We start from the raw sequence: 13,200 nt of genomic DNA on the forward strand, positions 1-13,200 counted from the left end.
TATTGTTGTAAGCGCAATTTAGAAATGTCACTCCCCGCAAGTTAGAGATGTCACAACCGGGACGTCTCGCGGTTCCGGTGGCATGTCTTCCTGCAAGGCGGGAGGACTTGGCTATGACGGTGGTGGCGATGAGCCATGGCGAGCTTACACGGCACGATACGCTGCTTCGTTTCGAGCGTGGCGAACTGAGGATCGAAGATGCAGCGGTGCTTCTCGGGGTTTGCCGGCGACAGGTTTACCGATTGCTTGACCGGTGGCACGCAGACGGCCCCGAGGGTCTCGTTTCCTGGAAGCGCGGCCGTCCGAGCAACCGTACGTTCAAGGCGGAGTTGCGCGACCGGGTTCTCAGCCTGATCCGTGAGCACTACCATGATTTCGGTCCGACGCTGGCGACCGAGTATCTTGCGGAGCGGCACCAGATCACCATTTCGCGCGAAACGCTGCGCAAGTGGATGATCCAGGAAGGACTCTGGAAGGACCGCGATGCCCGCCGCCCACGTCCTTATCAGCCCCGTTATCGCCGGGACTGCCGCGGCGAGCTGGTCCAGGTCGATGGTTCGAAGCACTGGTGGTTCGAGGACCGCGGGCCGCAATGCACGCTTTTGGTCTACATCGACGACGCCACCAGCGAGCTGATGCACCTGAAGATGGTCGAGAGCGAGAGTACGTTCGCCTACATGGACGCAACCCGCGAGTATATCGAGCAGCACGGCAAGCCGGTGGCGTTCTATTCGGACAAGCACTCCGTGTTCCGCAACAACACGGCCTCGGCCAAGAGCGACGGCATGACCCACTTCGGGCGGGCGCTCGAGGCGTTGAACATCGAGATCATCTGCGCAAACTCACCGCAGGCCAAGGGCCGGGTCGAGCGGGCAAACGCGACACTGCAGGACCGTCTGGTCAAGGCGATGCGCCTAGAAGGCATCTCGACGATCGGCGATGCCAACGCGTTCCTGCCGGGCTATATGGCGCGGCACAATCAGCGGTTCGCCAGGGCGCCATTCGATCCGCGCGATGTGCATCGCCCCCTCGCCCTGCACGACGATCTCAAGGCGGAGATGGTCTGGCGCGAGTGGCGCACGGTAACGCAGGCACTGGCGCTGCATTACAACAAGGCGCTTTTTATTCTCAAGCCTAACGAGATCAGCCGGTCGCTGGCGGGCAAGCGCGTCGAGGTCTGTGAATACCCGGACGGCCGCCTCGAGATCCGCCATGGCGAGCACGTCCTTCCCTACCGCATGCACGACAAGATCCGGCAAGTGAACCAGGCGGCAATCGTCGAGAACAAGCATCTCGATGCGGCGCTGGCGGTGGCGAAGGCGATGCAGGAGTTGCTGCCCCCGCGGAAGCGAAACAAAAATGAGCCGTGCCGCAGCTCGCAGGGGGCGCACATGTTCCCCTCGCCTGCGCCGCAGGACCAACCGACGGTTAAGCGCAAGCGTGGGCGCCCTCCGCTCCGGCGCCTGACCCCGGCTGAACGGGCCCAGCGCATGGGCGAAAGGGTCTGAGAGGGCCCACTGCTGACGCAGCGGGTCCGAAGACTGACATCTGATAGACCAGCGCACCAGCAGGGGCAGCGCTGCGCAGGATCGCAGGGCTACGCGCTACCCCTGCTGCATCAAACGGTGACATCTCTATCTGGCGGAAATAGGGTCTTCTCTAAGTTGCACGAACATATTGGCGCAGAGGTTGGCGAAATGCGGTGCCCTGCTCCACAATTGCAACGCCCCAAGCTTTGACCTAGCCACAGGCCATGCAGAAAACAGCGATCGACCGTCTTGTCGCCATCATGGCGCAACTTCGTAATCCAATTGGCGGATGCGAATGGGATCTGGCGCAGACTTTCACGACAATCGCGCCCTACACTCTAGAAGAAGCCTACGAGGTCGCCGATGCAATCGCCCGCGATGACATGGCCGATCTCAAGGATGAACTTGGCGATTTGCTCCTGCAGGTTGTTTTCCATTCGCGGATGGCGGAGGAAGCGGATCTGTTCGACCTAAACGATGTGGCTGCCGCCATTTCGGACAAGATGGAGCGTCGCCATCCGCATATCTTCGGCGACGAAGGCGATGGCTCGGCCACCACCGTTCGTCAGAAATGGGAAGCAATCAAGGCTGCCGAACGCAAGGACAAGGCCCAGACAGGCACTCTCGACGGCGTCGCGCTTGGTCTGCCAGGGCTTCTACGGGCCGAGAAGCTTCAGAAGCGTGCGGCGCGGGTCGGTTTCGACTGGCCGGATCAGAGGGGAGCCGCAGACAAGCTCCGCGAAGAAATCGGCGAGTTCGAAGCTGCCACAAACGATGCGGATCGACTTGAAGAAGCCGGCGACATGCTCTTCGCCATGGTCAATTGGCTCCGCAAGAACGGTATCTCGGCTGAGGACGCCCTAAGGGCTGCAAATGCAAAGTTCGAGCGTCGATTTTCCGGAATGGAGCAACTGGCGGCGCATTCAGGGTCCGATTTCGCTGCTCTTGATCTGGCCGCGCAGGACGTATTGTGGAATAAGGTCAAATCTGAGGAAAAGCCCTCAAGCCCTTCATAAGCTGAGAAACTTACCATATTCCCGCGGGTCAAGCCTGACCTCAATCGCAAGTTCGGGACTACCCTCTTCGCCATCGACTGTCGTCTCGCTCAAAACTTCGCCATGAGCATGAAGCCAGGCAATCCGCTGCCCGTCCCCGATCGGCAGATTGAACAGATGGACGCGTGACGACGCCGTGAGAATATCGGCAACGCGGCGTTGCAGATCCTCGACGCCATAACCCGTCAGGGCCGAGATCGGCACCACGGGAATGTCCGAATGCTCGGCGATGGCCAGAAGCTCTTCTTTGCGCCCCTCGTCGACTGCGTCCCACTTGTTCCATGCCTCGACGACCGGAATGCGCAAGGCCCCCTCGTCGTCCGTGTTGACGTCAAGATCGGCAAGCACTTGCTCGACCTCGATCTTCTGCATCTCGGTCATAGGGCTGGACACGTCTCGGACATGGACGATTACGTCCGCACCGGTAACTTCTTCAAGCGTCGCGCGGAAGGCGGCGACGAGCTGCGTCGGCAGGTCTGAGATGAAGCCGACGGTATCCGACAGGATCGCCTTTTCAACACCGGGCAGCGTTATGCCTCGCATAGTCGGGTCGAGCGTCGCGAAGAGCAGATTTTCTGCCATCACGCCCGCGCCCGTTATCCGGTTGAACAGCGTCGATTTGCCGGCGTTGGTATAACCAACCAGAGCAATCACCGGCCAAGGGGCCCTTCCCCGTCGTGCCCTGTGAAGGGCGCGGGTACGGCGGACTTGTTCGAGTTCGCGCCGCAGGCGGGCCATGCGGTCGCGGATCATGCGTCTGTCCGCTTCGATCTGCGTTTCGCCGGGGCCGCCGAGGAAGCCGAAGCCGCCGCGCTGACGTTCAAGGTGGGTCCAGCTACGCACGAGGCGGCCAGCCTGGTAATCGAGATGCGCCAGTTCGACTTGAAGCCGACCTTCCGCCGTTGCTGCGCGTTCGCCGAAGATTTCGAGGATGAGCCCGGTGCGGTCGATGACCTTGCGCTTGATCTTTTCCTCCAGATTGCGCTGCTGGATCGCCGAAAGCGCACCATCGACGATGACGAGTTCGGCCTCTTCCTTATCGCAGGCAGTCTTGATGCGGTCGATCTGGCCAGAGCCGAACAAGGTGCCCGGCCGCACGTCGCGGATGGGCACGATGAAGTTTTCCACCACCTCGATACCGATGGCGAGCGCAAGGCCGCAGCCCTCTTCGAGCCGCGCTTCGGGATCCGCGATGTTGGCGGAGCGTATGTCCGGGAGAACCACGACAGCGCGTGCGCCGCGTGTGACCTCCCCGGTTATTTCCTCACCCAGAGTGACTTCTCGCTTAATCCTCGTCCCAGTCGCCAGAGAGGTCGACGTGGGTTACCGGTTGCACGGTCGAAACCGCGTGCTTGTAGGCTAGTTGAACATAGCCTTCGCGTTCCAGCAGCATGCAGAACAGGTCATACGATGCGATCCGACCCTGAAGCATGACGCCGTTGATCAGGAACATCGTGACCTGGACTTCGGCATCGCGCACCGACGACAGGAACACGTCCTGAAGCTGCCGCTTGCCCTTCCCGTCCTCGATGATGTCGAACTGGTTGGCATCGACGGGCGCGGTCGGCATGATCGTGCTGATGGCGTGCTTATAGACCAGCTGCGACTGTCCGTCACGGCGCAGCAGGATCGAGAAATTGTCGAACCACGTCACGATACCCTGCAACTTTACGCCCTTGACGAGAAACATCGTCACCGGGGTCTTGTTGCGGCGAACGTGGTTGAGGAACAAGTCCTGCAGGTTCTTGCCTTTAAGCGAAGCCTTGGGCGCAGGTGCCGGTGCAGGTTCCGCCTTCTCCGATGGAGGGGGCGTCTTGATAGATAACGTCTTGCCAGCCAATTTTGGCCTCCTTTTTTGTTGGCGGCGGGCATTCCCGTCCGCAATCTGGCCTCTCCGACAATGCGGATCGACCGAGTTTCAGGGCCCAGTTTAACATTTCGGACCGGTCTGCAAAGCCTAATTTCGCAATTGCAGCATTTTAGTCGTTATCGTCACGATGGTCGGCGATCCCCAGCGACTTCAACTTGCGGTGAAGTGCCGACCTTTCCATTCCGATAAAGCTGGCCGTGCGGGAAATGTTCCCCGAAAAGCGGCGAATCTGGATGCGCAGGTATTCCCGCTCGAACTGTTCGCGGGCCTCGCGCAGCGGGATTCCCATCATCGCGGTGATGCCGCTGCTCTCGCCGCTTTCCTCTTGCGTGATTTCACCGGGCAGCATGTCCGCTTCGATCCGGGCGAGCCTGTCGCGCGGCGCAAGAATGATCGTCCGCTCTATCACGTTGCGAAGCTGGCGCACGTTTCCGGGCCAGTCGTAGCTTTGCAGGACGGCCATGGCGTCGTCGGTCACTTCAGGGGCCGGAACGCCCTGCCCGCTGGCGAAACGGGCGAAGAAGTGGTCCACAAGTGCGGGAATGTCGCCGCGGCGTTCCGATAGCGGGGGGATCGAGACCGGCACGACATTGAGGCGATAGTACAGGTCTTCGCGGAACCGGCGCTCGGCGATCTCTTCCTCAAGATCGCGCGAGGTTGCCGAGGCGACGCGCACGTCGACGCGGATCTGGCGGTTGCCGCCGACGCGCACGAAGGCCTGATCGGTCAGGACGCGCAGGATGCGGGCCTGGGTTGATTCGGGCATGTCCGCAACTTCGTCGAAGAACAGCGTCCCGCCGTCCGCCATTTCAAGTAGCCCTGCCCGGATCAGCTTGCCGTCCTGTTCCTCGCCGAAAAGCTCCTGTTCGAAGCGTTCGGGCGTAATGCGGGCCGAATTGATCGTGACGAAAGGCTTGTCAGCACGCGGGCTCCAATGGTGGAGCAGGCGCGCCGCGACTTCCTTGCCTGCACCGGCGGGGCCCGTGATGAGGACACGGCTGCCCGTCCCCGACACGCGCTTCAGTGTCGCGCGGACCTGGTTGATCGCGGTCGAAGCGCCGGTGAACTCGTCGAACGTGCTCTCTCCCTGACGCAGCTGCTGATTCTCGCGACGCAGACGCTCTGTCTCGGTCGCGCGTTCGACCATGTGGAGCAGGCGTTCGGATTCGAACGGCTTCTCGATAAAATCCACGGCCCCGCGGCTGACTGCGGCGACAGCAGTGTCGATATTGCCGTGGCCAGAGAAGATGATGACCGGCAGGTCCGGCTCGCGCTGCTTGATTGCGTCCAGAACTTCCAGCCCGTCCATCGGTGACCCGTGGAGCCAGACGTCAAGCAGTACGAGACTGGGCCGCGTTTCGTCGATCGCGGCGAGTGCGGCGACGCTGTCTCCTGCCGTCCGGCAGTCATAGCCCTCGTCCGACAACACACCGGCGACCAGTTCGCGGATGTCGCGTTCGTCGTCGACGATCAGAATATCGAGTGCCATGGGGCGCCTTCCGTTTGTGTGATCATTGTGCGGCCTCGGCTTCGGGGGCCAATTCGCTCAACGGGTCGCGAGCGAAACGCAAGCGGACGAGGGTGCCGCCCTCTTCGGCCGTTTCGAACGAGATATTGCCGCCATGCTCGCCCAGGATCTTCTGGACGATGGCGAGGCCGAGGCCTGTGCCTTTCTCTCGTGTCGTCATATAGGGCTCGACGATGCGGTCGCCTTCCATGGGAAGGCCGATGCCATTGTCGGTCACGGTGACTGTAACGCCATCGCGGTCGGGTGCCAGGCGGACCTTGATCGTGCCGCGATAGTCCGGGCCGTCCTGCGACTTGCGGGTCTCGATCGCTTCCGCCGCGTTTTTGAGCACGTTTGTCATCGCCTGGCCGACCTGATGACGGTCGCACGCGATCATCGTGTCGCCGTCTAACGCCTCGAAGCGGTATCCAATTTCGGGATTGCCGACTTCCTGCAGGAACATCGCCTGCCTGACGAGGTCCGATACGTCCTCGCTGCGGAAGTTGGGCTTGGGCATGCGGGCGAAGCTGGAGAACTCGTCCACCATCTTCCTCAGATCGCCAACCTGACGAATGATCGTCTGCGTAAGTTCGTCGAACAACTCGGTGTCGGTCTCGATCTGGCGGCGGTAACGGCGGCCAAGACGCTCGGTTGCAAGCTGGATCGGCGTCAGCGGGTTCTTGATCTCGTGTGCAATGCGCCGGGCGACGTCGGACCATGCGGCACGGCGCTGGTCGAGCAACTGGCGAGTGATGTCCTCGAAAGTCAGGACCGTACCGTGCCGTGTACGTGCCACCTTAATTGCCAAAGTGCGCGTATCGCCGCCGCGCGCATGCTGGACGACGCCGCCGCTTCGCCCGCTTTCCAGATGATCGGCAAGCGACGGCGCGATTTCGCTGAGGGGCCGGCCGATGGCCTCCCCTTCCCCGTTTTCGAACAGCATCGCGATTGCCGAACCGTTGATAAGCAGGATCGAGCCGTCGTCATCTACCGACACGATACCGGACGTCGCGGAATCGAGAACGGCTTCGGTAAAAGCGCGGCGCTCGACGAGCAGTTCGTTCGCCTCGACCAAGGCACGGGTCTGGCCGGAAATCTGCTCGGTCATGCGGTTGAAAGCACGATTGAGCAGGCCAATCTCGTCGTTGCCGGTACGCCCATCGACCCGCTTGCTGAAATCACCCGCGCCGACGTGCCGCGCGGCCGTGACAAGCGCAGCCAAAGGCTCAACCTGCCGGTCGGCAAAACGCAAGGCGAACCAGACCGCCAGCGCCACGAGAGCCAGCGAAATGCCGATGAGCGCGATGTTGAACTGCAACTGGAGCGAGCGCGCATTGCGCGTCAGGCTGTCGTAGTTGGCAAGTACGCTCTGCGCGCGCTGCCACTGTTCCTGTGCTTCCTGATCCGATTTTCGGGCCGTGTAGAGATAGATGTTCCGGTCGCGGTCGAGCGGCGTCACCGCCTCGATCCGCTGCGCCGTTGCCGTGACGACGACGGATTCGCCCTGGGTAAGCCGGTCGAAGGTGCTGCTTTCGATCCGCTGCGGGCCTGCTTCCTGATCCGGATCGACGATGGCCGCCGTGCGTATAGTGCCGTCATCTCCGCGTTCGATAATCGCGGATTCGTTGAGCTTGCGAATGACGACCTGCCGGGTGAAAGCCTCGGCAAATTCGGGCGAGGCGATCGAGACCTGACTGAGGTAAAAACGTACGTCACCAGCCATAGCGACGGTTTCATCACCGATGTCGCGCTGGCTCTGTTCGTAATAGCCGCGGGCAAGCTGGTTCGCGTCCTCCAGAAGGCCACGGGAGCGTTCGGAGAACCAGAACTCTACGCCGGACTGAAACAGGTACGACGCGAAAGCCACGACGAGCAGCGTGGGAACGGCCGCGATGAGCGAGAAGAAGAAAACGAGCCGGACGTGCAGTTGCCCGGTGCTGCCGATCCGTTTGCGTGCGCGCCTGAGCGCAAGGCGCCGTCCCGCGAGCATGAGCAGTGCCATGGCCGGAACAAGCGTGCCAACAAGCAGCGTCGTAGTGGTGGCGAGCGGGAGCAACTGCCCCCGGGTGTCGCCGTCGCCCAGTGTCAGCCAACCGCCGAACAGCACCAGCAACAACGCGGCGACAAGCAGAACCTCAAGTATGAGAAAGCCGTTCGCCTTGTGCCAGAAGATGCCGAACCTGCGCGTGAAGCGAGACCAGTCCACACCTTCGGAGCCGAAATTCGGCTTGCGCTCAGGCGCATCGAAGGTCTGTCCGGAAGTGTCCGCCGTCATCGTTGCGAAGATACAACAGCCCTGTTGCGCGATTGCAAGGGCATTCTCGCATTTGTCAGACGCTTCGCCGCTTCAGGTGACCCGATTGGCGTATACCTCCGGGTCGATCTGCAGTTCGGCCAACCGCTTGCGCAAAGTGTTGCGGTTGATGCCCAGCATCTGGGCGGCGCGAAGCTGGTTGCCGTTGGTTGCGAACAGCATGTGCTCGAACAGAGGACGCTCGAACGCGGCTATGGCCTTGGCGTAGATCTCGCCTTGCTCAGGCGCGTTCGCGGTCAGCCAGCGGCCCAAGGCGGTAGCAAGGTCATCCTTGCCGGCAGGGCCCGCCTCGACATCGGGCGCGGCCTGTCCGCTGGCGACGGGTGTGGTCTCGTTCATCGCGGCATGGATCGCCTGCTCGTCGATCACGTCCTCTCGGGCGAGGAGCGCGAGGCGGTAGATGAAGTTCTTCAACTCGCGCACGTTGCCGCGCCACGGCTGTTTGCAAAGCAGATCCGCTGCAGGATCGCTCAGCGCGTGAGCTGGAAGACCATCTCTCGCGGCCTGCGACAAGAAATGGCGGGCAAGCGCCTTGATGTCGTCGCCGCGTTCGCGCAGCGGCGGTAGCTGGATCGGCACGACGTTAAGACGGTAGAAAAGGTCTTCGCGGAAGCGGCCTTCCTCGATCATCGGGGCAAGGTCCTTGTTCGTCGCGGCGATGATGCGTGCATCGAAGGGGACTTCCTCGCGGCCGCCAACCCGCAGGATCATGCCGGACTGCAGAGCGCGCAAAAGGCGGGTCTGTGCCTGCATCGGCATGTCGCCGATCTCGTCCAGGAACAGCGTGCCTCCCTGTGCCTGCTCGAACTTGCCGATATGACGGCTGACCGCGCCGGTGAAAGCGCCCTTCTCATGGCCGAACAGTTCGGATTCGATCAGTTCAGCAGGGATCGCGGCCGTGTTGACGGCGACAAACGGCCCGCGGTTACGGTCGCCAAGCTGATGGATGGCTTCCGCGACCAGTTCCTTGCCCGTGCCCGATTCGCCGAGGATCAGCACTGTGAGGTCGTTGCGGATGACGCGCGTAATCATGCGATAGACGGCCTGCATCGCGGACGAGCGCCCGACGAGCGGGAGACCGATCGTGTCCTCGCTGACATTGGCGACCTGCGGTGCCGCGCCGCTGCCGATGGCCTGTTTGACCGCGCGGACAAGCTCGTCGAGGTCGAACGGCTTGGGGAAGTATTCAAACGCCCCGCTTTCCGTCGCGCGGACAGCGGTGTCGAGCGTGTTCTGCGCCGACAGGATGATGATCGGCATCTGTGGGTATCCCTCGGTGACAGTGCCGATGGTCTCGATCCCGTCGCCGTCCTTCAACACGACATCGGTCAGCATCGCGGCATAGCTCTGCTCTTGCAGCAGGCGATCGCGGTCCTTGATATTATCGCAGCGCACGACTTCGAGCCCTTCGTCTTCAAGGGCGGCGGTGATTACGATGGCGATGGATGCGTCATCTTCGACAAGGAGAACCGGGTGGCTCATGACTCAATCTCTTCGGTTTTATGGTTGGCGGTTGCGAGCACTTCGGCGACCGGCAAATGAATGCGGAAGCTGGTAATCCCGGCGATTTCGTCACGATCGTGGCTGATGCGCCCGTCCATGTCGCGGATGAGCTTGCGGACCAGTGCAAGGCCGAGGCCCTGACCGCTCTTTTTGGAAGTGACGAAAGGTTCGAAAATATGTTCCCTGACGGCAGGATCGATGCCGGGGCCGTTGTCGGACACGGCAATTTCGATCGGCAGGCGCAAGGGTGAGAGACGGCTCTGCGAATGTAACGCGATACCGCTTGCGAAACGGGTGCGCACCGTCACAAGCGGCTTGGCAGAGCCCGAGCAGGCCTCACGCGCATTGGTCAGCAGGTTGATCAGGACCTGCATCAGCGCATCGTTGTTCGCCATGACTTCGGGCAACGAAGGGTCGAATTCCTCGACGATGCGGACACCGTCCGGGTTGCTCGCCTCCACGACCTGAAGGGCGCGGCGCACGGCGACATGCAGATTGATTGGCCGTGCCGGTTCGCGGGTCCGTCGGCTTAGCGATTGCATCTGGTCGATCAGTTGCGCGATGCGGTCTACCTCGTCCGCGATAAGTTCGGCGAGCGAGCGGTCCTTGGCGCGCAGCTTGCGAGCCAGAAGCTGGGCCGCCCCGCGAATTCCAGCCAGTGGGTTCTTGATCTCGTGCGCGAGGATCTCAGGCGCGCGCAGGGCATTATTGTCCCGCTCGCTCTCATCGGCCTCAAGGCCTTCGAGTTCGGCCGGGGCTGTCAGCGTCAGAATTTGCCAGCCGTCATGCCCGATGACCGGCGCAATGGCGAGATTCAGGCGCGCCGCATCCGACTTGCCGATCTTCGCGGCAATGTCGCGTGCGCTGATCTGCACGTCGCTGTCCCGCATCATCTCGATCAGTCGGCTTTCGCCGAATTCGATCACGGCGGACAGCGCCTTGCCGGAAAGGCGACGGGCGCCCTGCCCCAACAACTGTTCTGCCGCCGCGTTCACCGAAGCGATGCGTAGTCCGGGCCTTAAAAGAATGACGGCTTGCGGCAGACTGGCAATCTGACTGGCCGCGTCAGGAAGGTCGTTGCTTCCTGAAAGGATCAAGCGGCCCTCCGTTCAGGCTCGCCCTCGATCAGGGGCGCATAGAAATCGCGCAGCATGGCGACGACTTCATCTACGTCGTCGACGAAATTCACCTTGTTACGGAACTCGGCCGAGCCGGGGAGACCCTTGGTGTACCAGCCGAGATGCTTGCGGGCCATGCGAACACCGGTCATCTCGCCATAGTGGTCGAGCATCATGCGGTAGTGCTCGATGATAAGCTCGTACTGCTCGGCCAGCGTTGGATCGGGCCGCACTTGGGCTCCGTCCAGCCAGTCCATCACCTGGCCCAGCAGCCACGGTTTGCCATAGGCGCCGCGGCCGATCATCACGCCGTCCGCGCCGCTCTGCTCAAGCGCATTCGAGGCGTCGTCGATACCGCAGATATCGCCGTTGACTATGACAGGAAGCGAGACCGCATCTTTCACGCTGCGCACGAACGCCCAGTCGGCGCTCCCCTTGTACATCTGGTTGCGGGTGCGACCATGGACGGTGATGAGCTTTGCGCCCAGATCTTCGGCGATATGGGCAAGTTCGGGCGCGTTGAGGCTGGCATGGTCCCATCCCATGCGCATCTTCACGGTAACGGGCACCGAAACGGCCTTCACCGTCGCTTCGATCAGGCTGGCGGCCAGCGGCAGGTCGCGCATCAGGGCGCTGCCCGCGTCGCCATTGACCACCTTTTTTACGGGGCAGCCCATGTTGATGTCGATGATCGCCGCGCCGCGGTCTTCGTTGAGCTTGGCGGCCTCGGCCATCTCGGTCGGGTTGCAACCGGCAAGCTGAAGGGAAACCGGTTCCTCGCACGGGTCCCAGTCTGCCTTTTGCATCGACTGGCGCGTTTCGCGGATCATTGCGGGGCTGGCGATCATCTCGGTCACGTTCAGGCCCGAACCGAAGCGGCGGACGAGCGTGCGGAACGGGCGATCGGTCACGCCGGTCATGGGCGCGAGGATCACGGGGGAGTCGATTTTGACCGGACCTATATAGATCGGGTCCAGCTTGGGGGGCTTTGAATGTTGCATCTGCGAATGTGCCTAAATTTTGGGCACCCATTACAGAACTGCGCGAGGTTGGACAACCCCCTCGCAAGGTCGGCACTAGCGCCCACTGGATTGGCGACGCGCCTGCGGCTATGGCGCGCCGATGAATTCGGAAAGCCAGACAATCGCGGTCATCGTCGCAGCCGGTCGCGGAGAGCGAGCCGGCGGTGCGATCCCCAAGCAGTATCGGAAAGTGGCGGGCAGTAGCCTCGTCGCCCATGCACTGCGCGCGTTCGAGGCACACCCCGAAATCAACAAGGTGATCGTCGTGATTGGCGAAGGCCAAGACGAAATGCTGGCAGAGGCGGTTGCGCCCTCCCCTGTGCCGCAGACCGTAATCGGCGGTGCGAGCAGACGGCAATCGGTGCTGAACGTGCTTTCGGCAATTGCCGACGACGGCGGTGCGGACCGCGTCTTGATCCATGATGCGGCGCGGCCCTTTCTTCCCGCGCGAGTGATCGATGGCCTGATTGCGGCGCTCGATATCGATACCGGTGCGATCCCGGTGCTGCCTGTGGTGGATACTCTTGCGCGGGGCGACGGTGCTCTTGGCGATACCGTTCCGCGTGATGGGATTTGGCGGGTTCAGACACCGCAAGCCTTCCGCTTTGCCGACATTCTGGCTGCTCACAAGGCATGGCCAGCCGATAAGGAAGCGACCGACGATGCCCAGATGCTGCGTCACGCCGGCGGCAATGTCGCGCTGGTCGAAGGAGATACGATGCTCGAAAAGCTGACCCACCCTGCCGACTTCGCGCTGGCAGAGGCGCGGCACGCGAGGCCCTCATTCCGCATCGGGAGCGGGTATGACGTTCATCGCCTCGTCGATGGCGACGGGGTCTGGCTTTGCGGTGTCCATATCCCGCACGACAAAACGTTGTCGGGCCATAGCGATGCCGACGTTGCCCTCCATGCTCTCACCGATGCGATTCTGGGTGCGGCGGCAATGGGCGATATAGGCCAGCATTTCCCGCCTTCGGACCCGCAGTGGAAGGGCGCTGCGTCGCATATCTTCCTGAGCCACGCGGTGAAGCTTGTCGGCGAAGCTGGCTATTCCATCGCCAATTCGGACATCACGGTCATTTGCGAAAAACCCAAGGTAGGCCCCCACCGCGAGGCCATGCAGGCGCGGGTCGCGGAACTTATGGGCGTTGACATTGGTTGCGTATCGGTGAAGGCCACGACTACCGAACGACTTGGCTTTACCGGCCGCGGCGAAGGCATCGCGGCCCAAGCGCAAGTCCTGCTACAATCGGCGTGACGTATTGACGCACGCGTTCTGCCA

Annotated in this window: 10 protein-coding genes; 3 read left to right on the forward strand and 7 right to left on the reverse strand. The window is 62.0% G+C overall.

Annotated features, from left to right (window positions below):
- Window positions 1–113 precede the first annotated feature (113 nt).
- Both A9D15_RS02870 and mazG read left to right on the forward strand, forming a co-directional pair.
- A complete protein-coding gene (locus A9D15_RS02870) occupies window positions 114–1,508 on the forward strand; it encodes an ISNCY family transposase (protein ID WP_066761594.1) in 1,395 nt (464 codons plus the stop codon).
- Window positions 1,509–1,753: 245 nt separating this feature from the next.
- Window positions 1,754–2,545 carry a nucleoside triphosphate pyrophosphohydrolase gene (mazG, locus tag A9D15_RS02875; RefSeq protein ID WP_066761595.1) on the forward strand — a complete coding sequence of 264 codons (792 nt, stop codon included), beginning with the start codon at window positions 1,754–1,756 and terminating at the stop codon, window positions 2,543–2,545.
- Here mazG and hflX read toward each other — a convergent pair.
- From hflX to dusB, 7 genes are all read right to left on the reverse strand, one after another.
- Window positions 2,540–3,856 (reverse strand): GTPase HflX, encoded by a 1,317-nt coding sequence (gene hflX / locus A9D15_RS02880; protein ID WP_066761597.1) that lies wholly within the window; start codon window positions 3,854–3,856, stop codon window positions 2,540–2,542. The two genes, mazG and hflX, sit on opposite strands and share 6 nt — an antisense overlap.
- A gap of 13 nt (window positions 3,857–3,869) precedes the next feature.
- The gene (gene hfq, locus A9D15_RS02885) at window positions 3,870–4,424 is read right to left on the reverse strand and encodes an RNA chaperone Hfq (protein ID WP_066761599.1); all 555 of its coding nucleotides are present in this window, start codon (window positions 4,422–4,424) and stop codon (window positions 3,870–3,872) included.
- A gap of 139 nt (window positions 4,425–4,563) precedes the next feature.
- Window positions 4,564–5,943, reverse strand: coding sequence for a nitrogen assimilation response regulator NtrX (ntrX, locus tag A9D15_RS02890; protein WP_066761601.1), 1,380 nt, complete (start codon window positions 5,941–5,943; stop codon window positions 4,564–4,566).
- A 22-nt stretch (window positions 5,944–5,965) separates the two neighbouring features.
- Window positions 5,966–8,236: a sensor histidine kinase gene (locus A9D15_RS02895; protein ID WP_082924215.1), complete on the reverse strand. Its 2,271-nt coding sequence runs from the start codon at window positions 8,234–8,236 to the stop codon at window positions 5,966–5,968.
- 72 nt (window positions 8,237–8,308) lie between these two features.
- Window positions 8,309–9,757, reverse strand: coding sequence for a sigma 54-interacting transcriptional regulator (locus A9D15_RS02900; protein WP_066761604.1), 1,449 nt, complete (start codon window positions 9,755–9,757; stop codon window positions 8,309–8,311).
- Window positions 9,754–10,875, reverse strand: a complete 1,122-nt coding sequence (locus A9D15_RS02905; RefSeq protein ID WP_082924216.1) for a two-component system sensor histidine kinase NtrB — start codon at window positions 10,873–10,875, stop codon at window positions 9,754–9,756. Before A9D15_RS02905 ends, A9D15_RS02900 begins: the two co-directional genes overlap by 4 nt.
- The gene (gene dusB, locus A9D15_RS02910) at window positions 10,872–11,897 is read right to left on the reverse strand and encodes a tRNA dihydrouridine synthase DusB (RefSeq protein ID WP_066761607.1); all 1,026 of its coding nucleotides are present in this window, start codon (window positions 11,895–11,897) and stop codon (window positions 10,872–10,874) included. Before dusB ends, A9D15_RS02905 begins: the two co-directional genes overlap by 4 nt.
- Window positions 11,898–12,018: 121 nt before the next feature.
- Here dusB and A9D15_RS02915 point away from each other — a divergent pair, with 121 nt between their 5' ends.
- A complete protein-coding gene (locus A9D15_RS02915; protein ID WP_066761609.1) occupies window positions 12,019–13,176 on the forward strand; it encodes a bifunctional 2-C-methyl-D-erythritol 4-phosphate cytidylyltransferase/2-C-methyl-D-erythritol 2,4-cyclodiphosphate synthase in 1,158 nt (385 codons plus the stop codon).
- Window positions 13,177–13,200 lie beyond the last annotated feature (24 nt).

Origin of the sequence: Croceicoccus pelagius (genome assembly GCF_001661915.1) — a bacterium.
GTDB classification, from domain to species: domain Bacteria; phylum Pseudomonadota; class Alphaproteobacteria; order Sphingomonadales; family Sphingomonadaceae; genus Croceicoccus; species Croceicoccus pelagius.

Coding starts and splice junctions, on each gene's coding strand:
- ntrX (WP_066761601.1), bottom strand. CDS start 5,943: ATGGCACTCGATATTCTGATCGTCGACGACGAACGCGACATCCGCGAA.
- A9D15_RS02870 (WP_066761594.1), top strand. CDS start 114: ATGACGGTGGTGGCGATGAGCCATGGCGAGCTTACACGGCACGATACG.
- mazG (WP_066761595.1), top strand. CDS start 1,754: ATGCAGAAAACAGCGATCGACCGTCTTGTCGCCATCATGGCGCAACTT.
- dusB (WP_066761607.1), bottom strand. CDS start 11,897: ATGCAACATTCAAAGCCCCCCAAGCTGGACCCGATCTATATAGGTCCG.
- A9D15_RS02915 (WP_066761609.1), top strand. CDS start 12,019: ATGAATTCGGAAAGCCAGACAATCGCGGTCATCGTCGCAGCCGGTCGC.
- A9D15_RS02900 (WP_066761604.1), bottom strand. CDS start 9,757: ATGAGCCACCCGGTTCTCCTTGTCGAAGATGACGCATCCATCGCCATC.
- A9D15_RS02895 (WP_082924215.1), bottom strand. CDS start 8,236: ATGACGGCGGACACTTCCGGACAGACCTTCGATGCGCCTGAGCGCAAG.